The 21,402-nt window shown below is 69.7% G+C and carries 12 protein-coding genes; 8 read left to right on the top strand and 4 right to left on the bottom strand.

The window, feature by feature from the left end; translation table 11 throughout:
* Nucleotides 1-447: 447 nt before the first annotated feature.
* The 6 genes from CMC5_RS07715 to CMC5_RS07685 all read left to right on the top strand — a co-directional run bounded on the left by CMC5_RS07715 (nt 448) and on the right by CMC5_RS07685 (nt 12,787).
* A complete protein-coding gene (locus CMC5_RS07715) occupies nt 448-1,869 on the top strand; it encodes an Ig-like domain-containing protein (RefSeq protein ID WP_050429793.1) in 1,422 nt (473 codons plus the stop codon).
* 11 nt (nt 1,870-1,880) lie between these two features.
* Nucleotides 1,881-5,405, top strand: a complete 3,525-nt coding sequence (locus tag CMC5_RS07710) for a WD40 repeat domain-containing serine/threonine protein kinase (protein ID WP_050429792.1) — start codon at nt 1,881-1,883, stop codon at nt 5,403-5,405.
* Between the two features lie 220 nt (nt 5,406-5,625).
* Entirely contained in the window at nt 5,626-9,048 is a 3,423-nt protein-coding gene (locus tag CMC5_RS07705) for a protein kinase domain-containing protein (protein WP_050429791.1), read from the top strand.
* Between the two features lie 208 nt (nt 9,049-9,256).
* Nucleotides 9,257-10,702 carry a serine/threonine-protein kinase gene (locus CMC5_RS07700; protein WP_218920237.1) on the top strand — a complete coding sequence of 482 codons (1,446 nt, stop codon included), beginning with the start codon at nt 9,257-9,259 and terminating at the stop codon, nt 10,700-10,702.
* A gap of 5 nt (nt 10,703-10,707) precedes the next feature.
* Entirely contained in the window at nt 10,708-11,727 is a 1,020-nt protein-coding gene (locus tag CMC5_RS07695; protein ID WP_169796476.1) for a tetratricopeptide repeat protein, read from the top strand.
* Nucleotides 11,728-12,166: 439 nt separating this feature from the next.
* On the top strand, nt 12,167-12,787 hold the full coding sequence (locus CMC5_RS07685) for an RNA polymerase sigma factor (RefSeq protein ID WP_082362312.1): 621 nt from the start codon (nt 12,167-12,169) through the stop codon (nt 12,785-12,787).
* Between the two features lie 59 nt (nt 12,788-12,846).
* Here CMC5_RS07685 and CMC5_RS07680 read toward each other — a convergent pair whose 3' ends face one another.
* Both CMC5_RS07680 and CMC5_RS07675 read right to left on the bottom strand, forming a co-directional pair.
* A complete protein-coding gene (locus CMC5_RS07680) occupies nt 12,847-13,773 on the bottom strand; it encodes a DUF58 domain-containing protein (RefSeq protein WP_245678340.1) in 927 nt (308 codons plus the stop codon).
* Between the two features lie 148 nt (nt 13,774-13,921).
* Entirely contained in the window at nt 13,922-14,758 is an 837-nt protein-coding gene (locus CMC5_RS07675; protein ID WP_050429786.1) for a PAS domain-containing protein, read from the bottom strand.
* A gap of 142 nt (nt 14,759-14,900) precedes the next feature.
* Here CMC5_RS07675 and CMC5_RS07670 point away from each other — a divergent pair, with 142 nt between their 5' ends.
* Nucleotides 14,901-16,808, top strand: coding sequence for an OPT/YSL family transporter (locus tag CMC5_RS07670; protein WP_050429785.1), 1,908 nt, complete (start codon nt 14,901-14,903; stop codon nt 16,806-16,808).
* A 7-nt stretch (nt 16,809-16,815) separates the two neighbouring features.
* Nucleotides 16,816-18,807, top strand: a complete 1,992-nt coding sequence (locus CMC5_RS07665; protein WP_050429784.1) for a vWA domain-containing protein — start codon at nt 16,816-16,818, stop codon at nt 18,805-18,807.
* An 88-nt stretch (nt 18,808-18,895) separates the two neighbouring features.
* Here CMC5_RS07665 and panB read toward each other — a convergent pair whose 3' ends face one another.
* On the bottom strand, nt 18,896-19,834 hold the full coding sequence (gene panB, locus CMC5_RS07660) for a 3-methyl-2-oxobutanoate hydroxymethyltransferase (protein WP_050435768.1): 939 nt from the start codon (nt 19,832-19,834) through the stop codon (nt 18,896-18,898).
* A 91-nt stretch (nt 19,835-19,925) separates the two neighbouring features.
* Nucleotides 19,926-21,281 carry a DUF2330 domain-containing protein gene (locus CMC5_RS07655; RefSeq protein WP_050429783.1) on the bottom strand — a complete coding sequence of 452 codons (1,356 nt, stop codon included), beginning with the start codon at nt 21,279-21,281 and terminating at the stop codon, nt 19,926-19,928.
* Nucleotides 21,282-21,402 lie beyond the last annotated feature (121 nt).

Below are 21,402 nucleotides of genomic sequence, written 5' to 3'. Positions count from 1 at the left end.
ACCACATCCCGCAGGATGACGCGCTCCTCCTCCAGGACGTCGTCGTCGTCCTCCAGGGCGTCACACCACATCCCGCAGGATGACGCCGTCGTCCTCCAGGAGGTCGCTGTCGTCCTCGGGGATGAGACCTCATCTCCCGCAGGATGACGCCGTCGTCCTCCAGGACGTCGCTGTCGTCCTCGGGGATGGAACCTCATCACCCGCAGGATGACGCCGTCGTCCTCCAGGACGTCACCCCCATCTCCTCCAGGACGTCACCCCCATCTCCTCCAGGACGTCACCCCCATCTCCTCCAGGAGGTCGAGTTACCGTGAGAACGGTCGAGCGCACCGGAAATGGCGGCTCTCTGGCGTCCCGCTGCCACCTGACGGACGCCCAGACCACCAGCGGGAGAGCACAGCCGTCTGGTCGGACGGAGGGAAATCCCTGACAATCACGCTCCCGCCCATGTACCCGCTCAGGCCCCGCAGCCGTTCGCCGTTCCACCTGGCGCTTCCACTCGCGACGGCGGTCACGGCCGCCGCCGTGTTCCTCTCCCCCGGCGAGGCCGCGGCATACGACGTGCTCGCAGAGCCATGCGCGGACGAGCCGCTCACGTGCAAGACCGGCCGGCTGCACTTCGAGAAGATCAACGCGCTGCCCATCGAGTTCAACTTCGACACGGGGTGGGTCCCGCAAGGCTCGCCGCTCCAGGTGCACCTCTGGGCTGCGGTCTACGCCAATACGGCCGTGAGCCTCCGCGGCGCGCTGGACACGGCGTGGCCGGAGGTCTTCCACCTGACCGCGCCAGGGACGCGCGCAGGCAGCGCGTTCAGTTACCACTACGGGCTCGACGTCGGAGCGCAGGGCGCGATCAACATCTCGGTCCTCGGGCAGACGTTCACCTGGGTCGGCAACTTGCCGTACGTGCCCCAGATCGACTTCGCGGTGCAGGCCGACACGACGTTCGATGGCTGGGGGTGGGATCCGGGCGTCGGGCTGTCGAGCACCACCAACCCGGTGCGGCTGGCAAAGGTCTCCATCGGCAGCATCGTCGGTGGTTCGATCCCGGGCATCGATGGTGGCTTCGAGCTGGATGTGGCCATGGAGGTCGCGTCTCGTTACCAGACCCACAGCATCGTGGTCGCCGAGGCCGACGGACCGACCGTGGCCGGCGGCGAGCTGACGTACGACGGCGACGCGACGAGCACCACGTACCCGGGCGGGCCTGCGATCGAGCTGGATGTGCATCCCGAAGGGACGGTGAAGTACGACGGGACGCTCCACCTGATCCCCGCGTTCTACGTGGAGCTGCTCGGTCAGACGTGGTCGATCCCCATCGTCGACATCCCCATCGGGTTCCCGATCACCGAGGACGACTGGATCTTCGACACGAAGCGGGTGCGGGTGCCGTTGCCCGATCTCGTGCTCTCGGAGACGGAGATCAACTTCGGCAACGTGGAGGTGGGGCAGAAGAACCTGGAGCCGTTCCCGCTCTACAACGCGGGCGAGGCGCTGGTGGCGGCGACCGTGGTCACCGACGATCCGACGAACTTCGAGGTCTTCGATCCCACGGTGCAGATCGAGCCGGGGATCACGGTCGACTCGGCGGTCCGCTTCGTGCCGAAGAAGAACGGGGAGTTCGTGGCGAAGGTCCTCGTGGGCTCGAACGATCCCGACGCGCCCTTGCAGATCGTGACGGTGCGCGGCGTGGGCTACGGCGGCCCCGAGGACGAGGTCGTCGGGGGCGTGGACGTGCCCGCCATCGCCGAGGATGCTGGCTGCGATTGCCGCACGGCGGGCGGGGGCTCGGAGGGACGGCGTGAGGGGGGCCTTGCCGCCGTCGCAGGGCTGGCGCTGCTCGCGGCGCGACGGAGGCGGGTCCGCTGAGCGAGGAGTCGATGCTGGCGGACACGCTTCAGGACCCACGCGCCGAGGGGGCCACCGAAGCGCCGCTCCGCAAGACGCGGGGAGACGCGGAGACGCTGCCGGACACGCTCGACGCGCCGCCCGAAGACGCGGCGCCCGTATCCCGGGGGGGCACGACGCGGTGGACGGCGGCGCGGCTGCCGGAGGTGGATCCGAAGCGCTACGTGGTCAGCGGCATGGTCGCGCGCGGTGGGCTCGGCCGGGTGATGCGCGCCGAGGACGTGCACATGGGCCGTCTGGTCGCGCTGAAGGAGCTGATCGATCGCGGTGGCGACGCCGAGGACCGCTTCGTGCGGGAGGCGCTGCTCACCTCGCGGCTCCAGCACCCCTCCATCGTGCCGGTCTACGAGGCGGGGCGCTGGCCGACGGGAGCGCCGTTCTATGCGATGAAGCTGGTCGCGGGGCGCTCGCTCGCCGAGGTCATCGAGGAACCACGCGGGCTCGATGAGCGGCTGCCGCTCGTGCCCCACGTGCTCGCCGTCGCCCAGGCGATGGCCTACGCGCACGCCGAGCGGATCATCCACCGCGACCTGAAGCCCGCCAACGTGCTGGTCGGCGACTTCGGCGAGACGGTGGTCATCGACTGGGGGCTCGCCAAGGAGCTGCCACCGGACCGGTCCGAGGTGCGCACGTCGGTCGCGCCCACGGACGAGATGGATTCCGAGGAGTGGGCACGGGATGCGCTCACCGTCGTGGGCACGGTGGTGGGGACGCCGGCATACATGCCACCGGAGCAGGCTGCGGGAGGCGCCGTCGACGAGCGGGCGGACGTGTATGCGGTCGGCGCGATGCTCTACCACCTGCTCTCGGGCGCGCCGCCGTACGAGGGCACGGCGAGGAAGGTGGTGAACCAGGTGCTCCAGCAGCCGCCACCGTTGCTCGCGGAGCGGGCGCAAGGGGTGCCGGAGGATCTGCTGGCCATCGTCGGCAAGGCGATGGCGCGGCGGCCGGAGGAGCGATACCCGTCGGCGCGGGAGCTCGCCGACGATCTGGGGCGGTTCCACGCCGGTCAGCTCGTGGGGGCACACCGCTACTCCAGGCGGGAGCTCGCGCTCCGCTTCGCGCGGCGTCATCGCGCGGCGCTGTCGGTCGCGGCGGCGGCGGCGCTCGTGCTCGGCTCGGGGGGGACCTACGGTGTGCTCGGTGTGATGCACGCGCGTGATCGGGAGGCCGAGGAGCGGGTGATGGCCGAGCGCGCGCGGGAGCAGGCGGAGCAAGCGAGGAAGGCCGCCGTCGATCGCGCCGATCAGCTCTTGCTCGTCGAGGCACGCACGGCGCTGGAGCGCGATCCCAACGAGACGCTGGTCCGGCTGGCCAGCCTGTCGTCGTCGTTCGAGGCATGGGACACGGTGCGCGCGCTCGCCGTCGACGCCGAGGGGCGCGGGATCGCGCGGATGCTGCGTGGTCACCGGAAGCTCGTGAGCACGGTGGTCTACGCGCCCGACGGCAAGACGCTGTACAGCGCGAGCGACGATCGGACGGTGCGGGCGTGGGATCTCGTGGGCGGCAAGCACCGTGAGCTGGTCACCCACGGCGACGAGGTCTGGCGGCTGAGCGTGTCACCCGACGGGCGGAGGATCGCGACGGCCAGCAAGGACCAGGAGGTGCGGGTGGTCGACGTGGCGACCGGCGCGGCCACCACCTTGAAAGGTCACACGGGCTCCGTGAATGGGGCGGTGTTCACGCCCGACGGGCAGTCGCTGTTCAGCTTCGCGGGAGACGCCACCGTGCGCAGATGGGATCTCGCGACCGGGATGGCGCGTGTCCTGTGTGCGGACAGCGGCGCTTGCACGAAGGTCGTGGTGTCACAGGATCGGCGGAGCGCGGTGGTCGCGGACCTCGCGGGGAAGCTTGCGCTGCTCGACCTGGAGACGGGCGCGCTGAAGCGCCCTCCCCTGCCGGTGAAGGTACTCCCGGACATCGTGCGGCTCATGGGTTTCATGCCGATGGATCTGATGCGCGACGGGCGCAGGATCGCGGCGGGCGACGAGGACGGGCGGCTGTGGGTCTGGGAACCGGGGACGGGGACGCTCCGCAGCTACGCGGATCACGAGGCGCCGCTGTTCCGGGTGCGCTTCTCTCCCGACGGGCAGTGGCTCGCCTCGGCCGACGAGAGCGGGGTGGTGCGCTTGCGCCACCTGGAGCGCGGCACCATGCGGGTGGCGCGTGGCCACGAGGGTCCAGTCTACGAACTCGTGTTCTCCCCCGATGGGCGCTGGCTGGCCAGCGGCGGCGCGGATCACAGCGCGCGGCTCTGGGACGTGGAAACGGATCAGCGGCGGGTGCTGCACGGGGCGCGGGACGTGCTGCTCACGCTGGCGTTCTCGCCGGACGGTCGCTCGCTCGCGGCGTCGGGGGTGGACGGGGTGGTGCGCATCTTCCGGGTCGATGCCGGGTCGAGCCGGATCCTCGGACGTCACGAGGGGCCGGCGCTCACGCTGGGGCTCGACGCGCGGGAGGGACGCGCGCCGCGGGCGGTGACCGGAGGGGCGGATGGTCAGGTCCTCCTCTGGAGCGTGGATGAGGGGTCCGCGCGCGCGCTCTCTGGGCACCGAGGCAAGGTGCGGCAGGTGGCGTTCTCGCCGGATGGAGCGAGCATCGTGTCCTCCGGGGAGGATCGCGTCGTGCGCATCCAGGACACCGAAGGCCGGACGCTGCACGAGGTCGAGAGCAAGCTGAGCGACACGGAGGGAGCCGCTCCGGATTTCGCGTTCTCGGTTGACGGGTCGCGGCTCGCCGTGGCCGGCGATGCGCCTCGGTTCCTTCACCTGAGCACGGGCGACTCGAAGGCGCTGCGGGGGTTCGAGCGCGAGCTGCGCGCGATCGACGTCTCCGCCGATGGGGAGGAGATCGCCGCGACGGATGCGGCCCACATCGTGCGCGTCTGGGGAGCTGCGTCCGATGCGCCGCCTCGGGTTCTCGGTGCGCACACGGGGGAAGCCGTGTCGATCGCGTTCTCGCCCATGGGGGGCCTCATCGCCTCCGGGGGACACGATCACCAGCTCGATCTCTGGACGCTCGGGAGCAGCGAGCGCCGGTCGATCCAGCCAGGTGGGCTGTGGGTGGGCGCGCTCGAGTTCGCGCGCGGTGGCGAGCTGCTCCTGGGGCTCACCGGGCTGGCGACGATCCTGGTGTGGGACGTGAAGGCGGGCTCTCTCCGCCATGAGCTGCGTGGCCACGCGGGTGTGGTGACGAACACGCACGCATCCGCCGATGGGAACACGGTGGTCTCCACGAGCGTCGACGGCACGGTCCGCGTCTGGGATCTGGCCACCCGCCGGGCTCAGATCCTGCGCGGTCACGCGGGGACGGTCCACGACGCGAGGATCCTGCCCGATGGGCGCGGCTTCGTCTCGGTGGGCCAGGACGGCACCGTGCGCCTGTGGCGGGACGCACTGCCGCGTGATCCGGTGGGACTGCGTGCGTGGATCGCCGCCACGGTGACGTCGGCCGGGCTGGCCGGCGCCGACCGGCGAGAGGACGACGCCGAGCCCTGAGGTGACGCCAAGCCCCGAGGTGACGACGCGAGGGGGCGAGCACGTCGCGAGAGGGCGCTGGTGAGCGGGGATGAAATTGATGACAATCCCCCCCGCGTTCATGGCCTCGCTTCCTCCTGGCTGCGCTCGTTCGTGGCCCTCTCCCGCTCCTCTGGTAGCCCCTGCCACGCTCGCCCTCTCCGCTGTGCGGCGGGGGCGGGGTCGCTGAGCGCGTCAGGCCATGCAGGCGGACACGATCCGCTCGAGCCCGGACTCGGCATCGCTGTCGTCCACGAAGGAGACGCAGTGGACGTCGGCCCTCCTGTCGGAGGTGGATCCGGCGCGCTACGTGGTGTCGGGCCAGATCGCGCAGGGTGGACTCGGCCGGGTGATGCGCGCCGAGGACGTGCGCATGGGCCGCATGGTGGCGCTGAAGGAGCTGATCGATCGGGAGCAGGAGGCCGAGGACCGCTTCGTGCGAGAGGCGCTGCTCACCTCGCGCCTCCAGCACCCCTCCATCGTGCCGGTCTACGAGGCAGGTCGATGGCCGACGGGAGCGCCCTTCTACGCGATGAAGCTGGTCTCGGGTCGCTCCCTCGCGGAGGTGATCAAGGAGCCGCGCGGGCTCGATGAGCGGCTACCGCTCGTGACCCACGTGCTCGCCGTCGCCCAGGCGATGGCCTACGCGCACGCCGAGCGGATCATCCACCGCGACCTGAAGCCCGCCAACGTGCTGGTCGGCGACTTCGGCGAGACGGTGGTCATCGATTGGGGCCTCGCCAAGGAGCTGTCCGCGGCGCCCGGTGAGGCGTCGGCGTCGGCCTCGCCGTCGGACGCGGCCCCTCCGGAAGAGCAAGCGACGGCAGCGCTCACGGTGGTGGGCACGGTGGTGGGAACGCCCGCGTACATGCCGCCGGAGCAGGCTGCGGGAGGCGCCGTCGACGAGCGCGCCGACGTGTACGCGATCGGCGCGATGCTCTACCACCTGCTCGCAGGCGCGCCGCCGTACGAGGGTACGGCGAGGAAGGTGGTGAGCGAGGTGCTCCAGCGGCCCCCACCGCCGCTCGCCGGGCGGACGCCGGGGGTACCGGAGGATCTACTGGCGATCGTGGGCAAGGCGATGGCCCGGCGTCCGGAGGCGAGATACCCATCGGCGCGCGAACTCGCGGACGATCTGGGGCGCTTCCATGCCGGCCAGCTCGTGGGGGCTCACCGCTATTCCATGCGAGAGCTCGCGCTCCGCTTCGCGCGCCGTCACCGGGGGACGCTGTCGGTCGCCGCCGCCGCGCTGTTCGTGCTGCTCGCGGGAGGGACCTACGGGCTCGTGCGGGTGATGCACGCGCGGGATCACGCCGCCGAGGAGCAGGCGCGGGCCGAGCAGGCGCTGGTGCTCGTCGAGGAGGCGCGCAAGGCCGCCGTCGACCGCGCCGATCAGCTCTTGCTCGTGCAGGCGCGCACGGCGCTGGATCGTGATCCGAACGAGTCGCTGACCTGGCTGCAGAGCCTCTCGCCGGGCTTCACGGAGTGGAGCGCGGTGAGGACGCTCGCCGCCGACGCTCGAGGCCGCGGGGTGGCGCGGGTGCTGCGCGGTCACCGGATGTACATCAACAGCATGGTCTTCGCCCCCGACGGGCGGACTCTGTACACGGCCAGCGACGACCGCACCGTCCGGCTGTGGGATCTGGAGCGAGGTCAGCATCGGGTGCTGACGACCCACAGCGACGAGGCGTGGGGGGTGCGGGTGTCCAGCTCGGGCCGCTACGTGGTCACGACCAGTCTGGACCGGCAGATCCGCGTCCACGATCTGGAGCAGGGCACCGTGAAGGCGCTGCTCGGGCACACGGAGGCGGTCGTCGACGCGGTCTTCACGCCGGACGAGGGGGCGCTGCTCAGCTACGGCGACGACGGCACGGTGCGGTGGTGGGATGCGAAAACGGGCGAGGGGCGAACCCTGTGCGACGACGCCGAGCTCTGTGTGAAGGCCTATTTCACGAGGGATCGGCGGTACGGGGTCAGCGCAGGCCTGGGGGGGAAGACCGGCCCCGAGGTGGTGTCGCGCAGGGGTCCCGGTGCGGTGGCGTGGCTCGACGTCGGCGCGGGGACCGTCCGGCGCGCTCCGGCCGCGGTGAGCGTCCATGCCGACATCGTGCGGCTCCTGGGGATCCTTCCCATCGACATCCAGCACGATGGCCAGCGCATCGCTGCCGGAGGCGGCGACGGGATCGTCCGACTCTGGGAGCCTGCGACAGGACGGGTCCAGGAGCTCGTCGGTCACGACGCGCCCGTCGCTCGGATGCTGTTCGCATCCGATGGGCGACGGCTGGCTTCGGCGGACGTGGACGGGACGGTGCGGCTCTGGGATCTCGCGACGGGGACGTCGCGCGTGGCACGGGGGCACGAGGGGCTCGTCACGCGACTCATGTTCTCGCCCGATGGACGGTGGCTGGCGAGCGCGGGCAGTGACTGGACGACGCGCCTCTGGGATCTGGAGACCGATCAACGGCGAACGCTGTCGGGCGCTCGCGATACCGTGTTCGCCCTGGATTTCTCGCCCGACAGCCGCGCTCTGGCCGCGGCGAGCTTCGACGGGGTGGTACGGCTCTTCCGGGTGGACGCGGGGCTGAGTCAGGTGTTCGGGCGCCATGCGGCACCGGCGCTCGCCCTGGAGATCGACGCGCAGTCCCGCCGCGTGGCGACGGGCGACGCGAGGGGCGAGGTCCACGTGCGGGCGCTCGATACGGGCGAGCAACGGGTTTTTCAGGGGTCTGCAGAGCATCGGGTGCTCCGGGTCGCGTTCACGGCCGACGGGACCTACCTGGTGTCGTCGGGCGATGATGGGATGGTGCGCGTCTGGGACAGGGAGGGGCGCGCGCGGCACCAGCACCGGCCGGGAGGGTCGGCCCATCCTCTGTTCGCGTTGTCACCCGATGGGACACGGCTCGCCGTGGCTGGCGCGGCGGTCCACATCGTCCGCCTCGCCGACGGGACGTCGCGGGCGCTGCAAAGCGTCACGAGCGACGTGGAGTGGATCGCCTTCTCTCCCGATGGACGTCGACTCGGGACGACGCACGCGGACGGGTCAGTACGGCTCTGGGATCCGGACGGGGAGGAGGTCCGGGTCCTCGGGGGGCACGATCGGTGGGGGACGGGACTCGTGTTCTCGCCAGCGGGTGGCCTGCTCGCGACGGGCGGGTTCGATCATCTGCTGCGGCTCTGGGATCTCGGCGGTGCGCCCCCTCGAAGCATCGAGACGGGTGGGGCGTGGGCCGCGCACCTGGAGTTCACGCGTGATGGCCGGCTCCTCTTCGGTCTGAACGGCCTGGCGAACGCTCAGGTGTGGGACGTGGAACGCGGCGCGCTGACGCAAGAGCTGCGCGGTCACGCCGGGAGGGTCCTGAGTCTCCACCCCGCGCCCGACGGTCGAACGGCGATCTCCACAGGCGAGGACGGGACGGTGCGTGTGTGGGATCTGGTGACGTCGCAGTCCATGGTGCTGCGCGGTCACGCGGGGAAGGTGTACGACGCACGTGTCCTGCCCGAAGGGCGTGGGTTCGTGTCGGTGGGCGAGGATGGGACGGTGCGTCTGTGGCCTGACGATCTACCGCGCGATCCAGAGGGGTTGCGTGCGTGGATCACGGGCGCGGTTCAAGCCGCCGGTCCGTGAGGCCCAGACGAGCGCAGGGGAGCAGCGGGCGCTCGAGGGGGTGAGGCGTGGCAACGAGCGAGAGATGCGCAAGTCGAGCAAAAGGCGCGCGACAGGCGTTATTGGAGACACGAGGTGATCACGCCGCGGCGCGGTTGACGTTTCGACGCAGGTGCGGTGTTAAGTCAGCCGGGGCGTCATGAGGTCATCGGTGCGAGAGAGCCCAGCCGTGAGCGTCGCGTCGAAGGCTCACGAGATCGCGAGAGGGACGCTGCTGGCCGGTAAATACCGGATCGAGAGCGAACTCGGCCGCGGGGGCATGGGGGTGGTGCTCGCCGCCGAGCACGTGGAGCTCGGGGGGCGGGTCGCGCTGAAGCTGATGCTGCCGGCGGCGCTGGAGCGCCCGGGTGCCGACGCACGTTTTCTGCGTGAGGCGCGCGCGGCGGTGAGGATCAAAGGCGATCACGTCGCGCGTGTGCTCGATGTGGGGCGGCTCGATTCGGGTGAGCCCTACATCGTGATGGAGCATCTGGAGGGTGAAGACCTGGGGTCGCTGCTGCGCCGAGAGGGCGCTTTCTCCGCCGAGATGGCAGCGGACTACGTGCTGCAGGCCTGCGAGGCGATCGCGGAGGCGCACGCGCTGGGGATCGTGCACCGCGATCTGAAGCCGTCGAACCTGTTCCTGACGCGGCGCCCCGACGGCTCACCGTTCGTGAAGGTGCTCGACTTCGGGATCTCGAAGGTGCTGGAACCCGATAGCGGGGTGACGAGCGCGGAGGAGCTGGTCGTCACGCACCCGCGGCAGATGCTCGGGTCGCCGCTCTACATGGCGCCCGAGCAGCTCACGTCGGCGCGCAGCGTGGTGCCCGCGAGCGACATCTGGTCGCTCGGCGCGATCCTGTTCGAGCTGTGCTCCGGAGCGCCGCCGTTCGCCGGGGCGACCCTCGGGGAGCTGCGGCGTCAGATCCTGTTCGAGGACGCGCCGGCCCTCCGGGGGCTACGGCCGGATCTGCCGCGGCGGCTGGAGACGATCGTGCAGCGGTGTCTGGAGAAGGACCCCGCGCGACGCTTCGAGGATGTCGCCGCATTCGCCGAGGCGCTGGCGGAACTCGGCTCGGAGCGCGCCCGGGACACGGCAGGGCGCGTGCGGGGAATCCTCCTTCACGCTGGAGCGGAGGAGGCGCTCTCGGGGAGGCGCCGACCGACGGGGCGTCAGGGCCGCGTTCGCTGGGCGCTTTTCGGAAGTGCGGCCGTGCTCGTCGGAGGGATCGTGGTCGGGGTGCGCTTCGGAGACCGGGGCCCGTTGGGGGCGCAGGGGGCGCTCACGCCAGACCCGGAAACGCCGCCTGGCACCGGGGAGAACATGAAGCCTCACGGGCACGCCCCCTCCCCCGGCGACGCGGCAGATTTGAACCCGATGCCCGCCTCGGAAGGCTCGGAGCCTTCAGCCCCCTCTGCGCCTTCGGCAGCAATGGCGGCGGCCCTCACGGCAGAGGTGCGACCCCTGGGGCCCTCGGCATCTCCAGCGGCGCGAGCGTCGGCCTCATGGCGGCGTGCCCCCCAGCCAACGCCGACCGGGACGTCGACCACGACGTCATCGTCTCGACCTGCGTCGGCGCCTCCGGCCGCGTCGTCTTCCGTGCCGTTCCTGTACAGTGCCCCCCCGCTCAAGTGATCTCCGTGAAGCTGCACCGCTGCGTCGCCCTGGTCCTCGTCGTCCTCTTCACGCCGGCTGGAGCTGCGGCGCAGCCGGCTCCGAGCGCAGCAGGCTCGGGAGCGGAGGAGCCTGGCGCGGCGAAGTCCGACGAAGCAGAGGGGGCCAGAGCCGCCTCTCTCAGGTCGGAGAACAGGGCGCCAGATCCGTCGAAATCGGCCTACGACGCGGCGCGGGTGCTGTACGAGGACGGGGACTACGTTGGCGCGCTGGTCTCATTCCAGCGCGCGTACGATCTCTCGGGGAACGCCAACACCCTCTGGAACATGGCGCTCTGCGAGAAGAACCTGAGGCACTACGCGCGCGCGATCCGCTTGCTGGAGCGCTACCAGGTGGAGCGCGGAGAGCAGCTCACCGACGAGGACCGGCAGGGCGCGCTCTACCTGATCACCACCATGCGGGCGTTCGTGAGCACGATGAAGCTGATCGTGAACGAGCGCGACGCGACCATCCACGTGGACGACGAGTCGGTGGGGGTGACGCCACTGAACCGGCCGCTGCTGGTGGACATGGGGTTCCGGCGGATCCGGGTGACGAAGAAGGGGTTCTTGCCCTTCGACGAGCGGCATCAGGTGGTCGGGGGGGTCGTTTTCGATCTGAAGGTGAAGCTCGAAGCCGAGGTGCACGAGGGCCGCCTGGAGGTGACGGCGGGGGCCAACGATCTGATCGCGATCGATGGTCGGGTGGTCGGGCAGGGGCGGTACGCGGGGACGCTGCAGAGTGGAGGTCACACGCTGCGGGTGACGGGCGCCGGGATGCAGCCGTACCAGTCGGAGGTGGTGATCCAGGACGACAAGGTGCGGCTGATCCAGGTGACGTTGCATCCCGCGGCACGCACGGGTCTGCCGGCGTGGCTGCTGGTCGCCGGGGGTGCTGCGCTGGCCGCCGGGGTGGGCTTCACGGCGGGCTACCTGCTCTTCCAGGCGGGTCAAGCGGACGCGCCGACGCAGGGGAACCTACCGCCGTACTCGATCGTGATCCGGTGAGCGGTGGTCCGCAGGGACCACGGGACAGCGACGAGATGTTCGAGGGGGCCGTCCGGGAGGTGTAATGCCCTCGGCGTTGGTGCGTCAGCAGGGGCAAGGAGGACGATGGGAGCGCCGCCGTAGGGGCGGGCATCGTCATCGGTCACCTCCCCGGATGGAGAGCATCATGAGCAAGACCCAGCATCAGGCATCGAACGCTTCCTCTTGTGGCTGCAAGGCCGGTTGCGGTGAGACCGACCGCACCCCGGTCGAGGTCGTCGAGAGGGCGCCCGCAACGTGCCCCTGCGGTCCGAGCTGCCCGTGCGGTGCAGGCTGCGCGTGCCCGGAAGGGTCGTGCTGCGGCGGCTGAGGCGAATGGAAGAGAGCAGGGCGTCTCGCAGGGAGCTGGCTGTCTCCGCTGCGAGGCGTCATGTTTCGTGACGAGACGAGGAGAAGGAGCATGTCGGAAGTCGCGTCCACGGAGCCGTCGGTGTCCCTCGAGGGCGAGGAGGGGCCGAGCACGGGGCTCACGCCGGAGGCGATGCAGCTTCTGGTCGAAAACCACGCGCGGTTCCTGACGTTCCTGGAGCGGCGGGTGGAGCGGCGCGAGGTGGCGGAGGAGATCCTGCAAGAGGCGTTCGTGCGAGGGATCGCGCGCGGTGGGACGCTCCGGTCCGGGGAGTCGGCGACGGCCTGGTTCTACCGGTTGCTGCGCAACGCGCTGGTGGATCACTTCCGTCGGCGCGGGGCGGAGCGGCGGGCGCTCGACACGCTCGCGGAGGAGCCGGAGCCGGTGGAAGCGGCGCCGGACGCGGAGCTGCTCGGGGTGGTGTGCGCCTGCGTGGGGTCGCTGGTGGGGACGCTGAAAGAGAGCTACGCGGAGGCCCTGCAGCGGGTCGACGTGGAAGGGATGAGTGTGCAGGTCTACGCGAAGGAGGCCGGGATCACGCCGAACAACGCCGGTGTGCGCCTGCACCGGGCGCGTGAGGCGCTGCGCAAGCAGGTCGTGCAGTGCTGCGGGGCGTGTGCGACCGAGGGCTGCCGTGACTGCCACTGTGATCACGGGGCCTCGGGCGGCTGAGCTGGCGTGCACGGGCCGACGCGCGGTCAGCGCGGTCGGGATGGGCGGAGGTCGCGCCGTTACCGTGGACCGGTGGCCGAGGCCGTGACGATGGCGCGGACGATCTCGGTGGCGTCGGCATCGGTGGTGGCCTGGAGGAAGCGGCCCCCACGCCCCGTGATCTCGCGATCCCAGGTGGTGGCGATGTCGGCGAGCCGCTTCTTGTATTCGGCGCGGACGGCCTCGATGTCGGCTTCGACGACGGCGTCGCCTTCGACGGCGCGCAAGCGGACATGGCCCTGGAAATCGAGGGTCGCCTCCGCGGGGTCGAGGACCTGGACGACGACGAGCACTCGTCCGCCCGTGGCGAGGGCACTGAAGGCGGACAGGGTGCGCGGGGGGAGGTCGAGCAGGTCGGAGAAGAGGACGATGACCGCCCCGCGGCGCGCCTTGCGGGCGACGGGGGCGAGGGCACGCTCGACGGCGGCGTCGTTTCCACTGAGGTCCAGGGCACCGGCAGCAGACTCGAGGGCGCCGAGCACGCGGTCGTAGCCCTCACGGCCCGCGACCGCGGGGAGATCCCGGGTGGCGTCGCCACCGAGCCACGCTAGGCCGACGGGATCGCCCGAGGCGACGGCCACGCGCGCGGTCGCCGCGGCCAGGAGCGCGGCATAGGCGAGCTTGGCGCCGGGCGCCTTGGGGCCTCGCCACGCCATGGACGCGCTGGCGTCGACGCAGAGCCAGACGGCGCGATCGGTCTCGGTCTCGAACTCGCGGACCATGAGGCGATCGTGGCGAAGCAAGGCGCGCCGATCGAAGAAGCGCAGGTCATCCCCGGGCACATAGGGACGCTGTCCGCCGAACTCGACGCCAGCGCCCTTGCGGACGCTGCGGTGCATGCCGGCGAAGACACCGTCGGCGACGATGCGCGCGCGGATCCGCAAGGGGGCGAGAGAGCCCCAGTCGATGGGGAACTTGGCGCGGCTCCGCCCGGCGCTGGAGCTCACGGGTCGGCCCTCAGGAAGGAGGGCGGCGTCGGCGCGCAGAGGCGAGGCACGAGAGGTATCCTCCGCACAGCGACGGAGGCGTCAAGCGGTTCGGGGGAAGGAGCGTACGGTTCAGGCTGCCGGGAGGTGACGTACGTCGAGCGGGCGCTCACCTGGACAGGCGTGAGGAGCGGGACGGGACGGCCTCGCTCAAGGCGGAGGCAATGGCCGCCTGGAGCGTTCCATGGGTGACGATGCCTTGAAGATCGAGGCCGAGGTTGACCAGGGTCTGGGCGACGGCGGGGCGAAGGCCGGTGAGCATCGTCTGCGCGCCGAGCAGGCGCAGCGCGCGTGCGGTGTTCACGACCGCGCAGGCGACCTGGGTGTCGATCTCCACGAGGCCGGTCACGTCGAGGATGACCACGCTGGTCTGACGCGCCTGGACCCCTTCCAGGGCCCCCGACATGACCCGGTTGGCCCGGTCGGGATCCATCTGGCCGATGAGTGGCATGACCGTCACGCGATCGGTGATGGGGATGAGGGGTGTGGAGATGGAATCGAGGGTGCTGCGCAGCCGCTCGTGCTGGATCCGCAGCTCTGCTTCGAGGGCCTGGGTCTCCTCCAGCGCTCGTTCGAGCTGGAGCTTCGACTCCTGAAGCAACGTGATGTCGTGGGCCGCACAGTAGATGAGTCGCTCGGAAGGAGCGGCGTCCATGTCCGCGCTCGCGGTCCAGGAGAGCCAGCGGTAGGAGCCGTCCCGGTGACGGTAGCGGTTCTCGAAGTGGATCGTGGGCTGCCCCTCGAGCAGCTTCGATGCCTCGGCGAGCGTGGCTTCCCGGTCGTCGGGATGAACGAAGTCGATGAAGGGCGTGCGGCGTAGCTCGTCGAGACTCCAGTCGAGCAGGTCGATCCAGGCGGGGTTGAGCTCCTTGAAGTATCCCTCGGCGGTGATGGTGACCAGGAGCCCCATCGACAGGTCGAACAGCTTCTCGTGCGTCGAACTCATGCGTCTCCGGTGGGCCCCCCCTCGCGCTCGTGCCAGTGGAGCGCATGGTTGCGCGAACCCTCCAGGTGCTGTCAAGACGACGCCGTGAGGGGTGGGGATGAACCGCCATCACCCCCGCGAGCCGGGATACACTGCCGCGCGCATGTCCACCACTTCCTCATCTGCAGCTGCTCCGGACGCCGTCGGAGAGAGCCCTCCGAAGTTCAAGTTCCTCCCGCCGATCGGATCGCCCGGGTACTACCTGCTGCTGGCGGCCGTGGCGATCTTCATCCTCGGGCCGCTGGGCGGCATCGCCGCGGCGTACATGAACTTCAGCCTCGGCTTCTTCGTCGGGGGTCAGGTGCTCGCGGGCATCCTCGGTAGCGCTGTCACCTACGGCTATGGACCGGAAGGCAAGCACGGCGCGAACTACATGCAGACGATGGCCGCGTCGGTGGCCTCGCTGTCGGCGATGGCGGTGCTGATCCAGGCGATGGTCTGGATGAAGATGCCCATGCCGCCCGTGGGGCCGCTGGTGCTGTTCTTCTGCTGCATCGGGATGTTCGGGGTGGGACTCGGGATGCTGTACACGCCGATCCTCGTCGATCGGCTGAAGCTGGAGTACCCGTCGGGACATGCGGTCGCCAACATCCTGCGGGCGCTGACGGACAAGCGGCTGCTCAAGAAGTCCATCGGTCAGCTCAGCAGCGGCGTCGGCCTGGGGGCGGCGTTCGCTTTCCTGGTGGAGAAGGTCAAGTTCTTCGGAGCGACGGGGATCAGCGGTTCGACGATCGGGGCCGGGATGGTGGTCGGCTCGCGCATCGCAGGGGCGGGCTTGACGATGGGCCTCGTGGGCTGGGCGATCACGCCCTACCTGGTGTCGATCGGGTGGCTCCAGGAGGGTGAGCCGTTCCGGAAGATCGGGTTCCTGATCGCGCTGGCGATGATCCTGGGCGCCGCGATCGTGGACCTGAGCTTGATCGGCGTCGAGGCGGTGCGCCGGCTGCGTACCGCCGCCGCGGAGCAGGCTGCTCAGCCCGAAGAACCCGCCTGGAAGCAGGTCAACATGGGACGGCTGATCGCCTGGGTCCTGTTCTGGGGCGTGGCGCTCGTACTGGTGGCGACGCTGCTGCTCGGGCAGCCTCTCGGGTTCATCCTGTTCGCCATCGCGCTGTCGTCGGTGTTCGTTCTGATCAACGGCATCTCGTGCGGCATCAGCGACTCGAACCCCATCTCGAGCGCCTTCGTGATCTCGGTGCTGCTGATGTCGGGGCTGGGGCTGAAGGATCCGACGGTCGGGCTGATGGCGGCCGCGATCCTGCTCGCGTCATGCTCGACCGGCGTGGACATGCAGCAGGACCGGTCGACGGGGTGGCGGCTGGGGACGAACCGGGTGATCCAGTTCAGGTTCCAGGTCGTCGGCGTGTTCATGGGGGCGGTGCTCTGCGTGGTGCTCGCCAACGTCTTCATGAAGGCCTATCCCGTGCTGACGATCGACACCTTCGCGCACCCGGAGGCGAAGGTGGATCAGTGGCAGAGCGCGATGACGTACAAGTTCGTCGGCGCGCTCCGCGATCTGGGGGATCTTCCCCCCTACAAGGTGAAGGCCCTGGGGCTGGGCCTGGCCATCGGCCTGGTGACGGAGATCGTGCGCAAGTCGCTGCACAAGAGCGAGCGCTACAAAGCGTTCGTCCATGGCTCGCGCGGCGGGTTCGCGACGGGCTGGGTGCTCGACACCGTGCTCCTGCCGAGCCCCTACGCTTCGTCGTTCGGTGGGTTCGTGGAGCTCGTGGTGGCTGCGTGGTTCGCGGCGGGTGGCGCGCTGTCGTCGCTGATCAATACCCTGACGACGAAGCCGGCGAAGGTGATGGCGGCCGAGGGTGGCTCGGCAGAGGGCGAGGCGAAGGAGCAGATGGCCGACGCGGCCGGGCCGAAGGAGAAGGTGGAGGGGGACGAGTTGCCCGAGGACATGAGCTCGACGTCGCTCGTGGGCGGGGGGCTCATCGCCGGAGAGGCGCTGTTCGCGCTGGCTGTGGGCTTGATTGGCCTGCTCGCACTGGTGAACAGGTAGGCGCACGATGGGGTTCGTCACGGCGCTCGCGCTGCTCGTCGGTCTGCTCGTCGCAGCCCCGGTGGCAGCGCACCTCCTTCGGCGACGCTACGCAGAGGAACAGTCGTTTCCTGCGGCTCACCTCGTTCCTGCGACGAGGCCCGCCGCTCGACGGCGGAGTGCGCTGGAGGACCGAACGCTGTTCGCCGTGCGGGCCCTCTCCATCGCGGCGCTGGCACTGCTGGGGGCGACCCCGCTCTTGCGTTGCAGTCACCTTTCCTTCGCCCGTCAGGGTGGCGCCTCGATCGCCATGGTGCTGGTGCTCGATGACTCGTTGAGCATGCGCGCGCCGCTGCCCAGCGGGCAGGGACGGTTCGAGCGCGCCGTGGAGGGTGCGCGCCAGCTCGCTCGGGGGCTGGCCCCCGGAGATGCCGCTGCCGTCGTGCTTGCAGGCTCTCCGCCGAGGGTTGCTCTGGCCTCCACCACCAACCTCGCGGCGGTGGACGATGCGCTCGATGGGCTCACGCCCTCCGACAGGAGCACGGATCTCGATGGCGCCCTCGCGCTCGCCCACGATCTGCTCGAAGGGCTGCAGCAGGTGGACAAGCGGGTGGTGCTGTTCAGCGATCTCGCCGATGGCGCACCGGATGGGCCGCCTCTCGGAAGAGGCGGCGATGTGGCGCTGTGGGTCCCGCTCCCAGAGCTGGTTGCTTCGGGAGACGATTGCGCGGTCCTGAGGGCGGAGCGCACAGGAAGACGGGCGAGGGTGAGGGTCGCCTGTACGGGCCCGGTCGCAGCCGGGAGGTGGGTGGAGATTCGCTCGAAGGATGCGGTGCTCGCCAGGGTGGAGCTCGATGCGGGGCTGCGCTCGGGGGAGCTGGTCGCGGAGCTGCCGGAGCAGGCGCCGGATGCGCTGACCGCGGCCCTGACGGGGAGCGATGCCATCGGGAGCGACGACGTGGCGCCTCTGGCGCCAGCCGGGGGCCCTCTGTCGATTGCAGTCGTCGCCGACCAGGCGTCGACCCAGGTGGTGACCGGAGGGCCTCCTCCGCTGGAGCAGGCGCTCGCGGCGCTGGAGCTGGATGCGGAGATACGCCCCTTGCCGGAGGCCCCTGAGAGCCCTGAGGCCCTGGGCACGCATGCAGCGCTCGTCGTGGACGATGCTCCTGGGTTCACACCGGAGGTCCGTCGAGCGGTCGTGGCGTGGGTGGAGCGAGGGGGCGTGGCCATGCTGACGCTCGGCCCCCGAGCCGCGGCCGCCCCGCTCGGAGCGAGCTTCGATCCGCTCGTGCCCGGGGTGGTGCGCTGGGGTCCGAGCCCGGTCCAAGGGATCGATACGACCACAGCGTCGTTGCTCGGAGGATCCGCCGCGAGCCTGGAGGATGTCGCGCCACGGGGGCGTGCATCGCTGGAGCCGGTGGCGCTGGAGACGCCCGCCGAGGTTCTCGTGCGCTGGCAGGATGGCGCCCCGCTGCTGCTACGACGACCGCTGGGCCGAGGCGTGGTGCTGGCGTCGACGCTCCCCTTCAGCACGGAGGAGAGCGATCTTGTGCTGCGGCCGGCGTTCCTGACCTTGCTCGAGCAGTTCGTCTCCACGGCCCGCGCTCGGGGGGGGGCGCGTCGCATCGAGGCGGGGGAGACGTGGACGTTCGATGGGTACCGCGATGTGAAGGTCGGGCTGGTGAACCCGGGAGATGGTGAGCGGCGCGAGCCCGTACCCGTCGTGGAGGTGGACCGTCGTCTGCGCGCGATGCCGGGGCTCGCAGGTCTCTATGAGTTGACGCTGGATGGTGAGCGGTCGTCGCGGGTGGTGTCGATCCCAGAACGCGAGATCGATCTTCGGCCGCGAAGGGTGGAAGAGAGCGCGAGCGCGGCGTCGCTCGGAGGAGTCGGCGCTTCGGTCGATGCGTCACCGCACGTGGCGCTGGTGTTGCTCGGGCTGGTCACGCTGGAGCTGTTGCTCCGGCTGCTGGGGAGGACCCGGCTGAAGCAAGAAGCTGCCGCGGAGGGTGGTGCGTGAGCCGTTCAGGCGGTGCGAAGGAGAAAGGTGACCCGAGCGGCAGCGTCGTCGGTCAGGTCACCCGATCCCGCTTTGCGTGAGCGCGTGCTCAGTGCGTCTGCCAGTGGGGCGGGACGCCCTCGTGAGCGGGCTCGACGGGCGCAGGGGGGACGGGAAGCGGGCGCGGCGCGTTCGGCTTGAAGCTGTGTTCAGCGGCCGGAAAGGCGCGGCTTCTTACCTCGTCGACGTAGGCGCGTGTCGCGTCGACGATGGTCTCACCGACCTCCGCGAACCGCTTGGCAAACTTCGGGGAGAACTCGCGGAACATGCCGAGGAGGTCGTAGCAGACGAGCACCTGCCCATCACACGCGGGCCCAGCACCGATGCCGATGGTGGGAATCGAGATGGCGGCCGTGATGGCCTCGGCGAGATCGGGCGGGATCGCTTCGAGGACGATGGCGTATGCGCCAGCTTCCTCGAGAGCGCGGGCATCCGCCAGCACACGCTCGGCTGCGTCTTCGCCCTTGCCTTGAACCTTGAAGCCGCCCATCGCATGCACGGACTGCGGCAAGAGTCCGACGTGCCCCATCACCGGGATTCCAGCGACCACAATCCGGCGCACGTGCTCCGCGATCTCCGCGCCGCCCTCGAGCTTGACGCTCTCGAAACCGCCTTCTTTCATCAGCTTGCCGGCGTTCTCGAGGGCGTGCATCGGCGAGAGCTGAAAGCTCATGAAGGGGAGATCGCCGACGACGTGCGCGCGCTTCGCCCCCCGGGCCACCGCGCGTCCGTGATAGCAGATCTCCTCGACCGTCACCGGGAGCGTGGTCGGGTGCCCCTGCACGACCATCCCGAGAGAGTCGCCAATGAGGAGGATGTCGGCGCCTCCGTCATCGAGCAACCGGGCCATGGTGAAGTCATACGCGGTGACCATCGCCAGGGGCTCACCGCCTTTGCGGGAGCGAATCTCCGGGACGGTGACCTTCGTGGAGCGAGACCTGGACGAGCGGTTGGGCGTACCGCCATTATTGCCCTGGGGACCGTACATGTTGCCTCCGGGTCGCGGCCGCGTGATGCGGTCCACGCCTGATCGGGAGGCTAAGGCCTGCTCTGGACGAGGGCAAGCTCAGGCAGCGGCCTCAGTCGTGGCGGCGACGTCGGCGCGAAAGCGCGAGAGCTGCGGCGGCCGCGAGGCTGCCGAACGAAGCGGGGGAACCTGCACCAGAGCCCATCGAGCAGGACCCAGGGCGCCCCCAGATATCGTCACCGCCAGGAGGGTCGATGCCTCCACCACCGGAGACATCGCCGCTCTGCCAGGGATCACAGCTCGGCGTGGAAGGACACGCTGGCGGTAGACCGATCGCGTTCTGAGCTTTGAGGAAGCGAGGAATGGGCGACTGATCGGACGACGCCGTGAGATCGAGATCATCATCGAGCGCTGCACGGGTCAGTTCACCAGTCATCCGGGACACCCAGAGCGAGCCCGGTGGAAGCTGCCCGTACAGCTTATCGAGATCGTCCAGCATTTCTCGGTACGCGGTGATGTCCTTCTCCGGTGCGCCGAAATACCCACTCTCTTGAGGGCTATAGTTGACCAGATCGGTGAGCGGATATTCGATGGCATAGGATGAGACAGGCTCTCCTGCTTCGAGGAGCCATCCACGGCCGTTTGTTGCACTGTAGCCAACCTGCCTCAGCTCACCGTAATTGCTCCGGCTCGCCGCCCAGTCCCAGACGAGACTGGAGGGCTCGATCTGAAAAGAGGGGAAGTTTGCTGGCTCGTAGCGCCCCTCGCCAAGGACCCAGAGGGAGATGGGCGTCACCGCGCCCGTGCCTCCCGCCACCATGCGCAGTGGCAAGGTCGCTGTCGCGCCTGGCGAAGTGACGCGAACCGGTCTCATTGCATCCACAGCCTCCCCGGGCACCAGCTTGAGTGCGAGGAAGCCGAATCCCTCGTTGACGTAAGAGGTGATCACCGGCGCCAGATCCTGAGGGATGAAGTAGTTGTTTTGCTGGAGCCAGCTGTAGAGCGCAGCGGGATCATTGGAAGACAGCTGAACCGTCTCGTAAGGTCCCACCGTTTCTTGAGCGAGGATCTGAACGGAGTCCGTGCTGCCATCAGCTCCGGTTCCTCCGCCCGCGAGAGGTGCATCGTCCCCACAACGGGGTGGAGGCGGGCAGTTGATGATGGGTGAGCTGACCGTGACCTGAGTCAGCGCTTCGAGCGTCTGAAACAGCGCATCGGAAGAGAGCCCGACCTCAACGACACCTTTGATCGGCAGCACCCATGCGAACGAGACCGGATCACCGGTGTACGAAAACTGATCCCAGAGCGTCGTGGCGTTCTGGGACACGGACAGCACCATCCGATGCCCTGTGACCAAGGTCGATTCACTCTGCGCGACGATGCACGCCCCGCAGGCCCAGGCGGATTCGACATGAGTCGCCGCACAGATGAGGAGCGAAAGCGCGATGAGGGGACTTCCATGTCGCATGAGTCCTCAGGAGCTACGGCTGTTGAAGGTCGTGCAGAGCCGGACCAGAAGATGGTCTCAGCTTGCGAGGCTGACGTCTCCGTAAACTGACCAGCTCCCCGTGCATCCGAGGGTCGGTGCG

Source organism: Chondromyces crocatus, from assembly GCF_001189295.1.
Lineage (GTDB): Bacteria > Myxococcota_A > Polyangia > Polyangiales > Polyangiaceae > Chondromyces > Chondromyces crocatus.
Note: the sequence above shows the minus strand (reverse complement) of the source record. Positions and strands in the feature narration are given on the sequence as shown.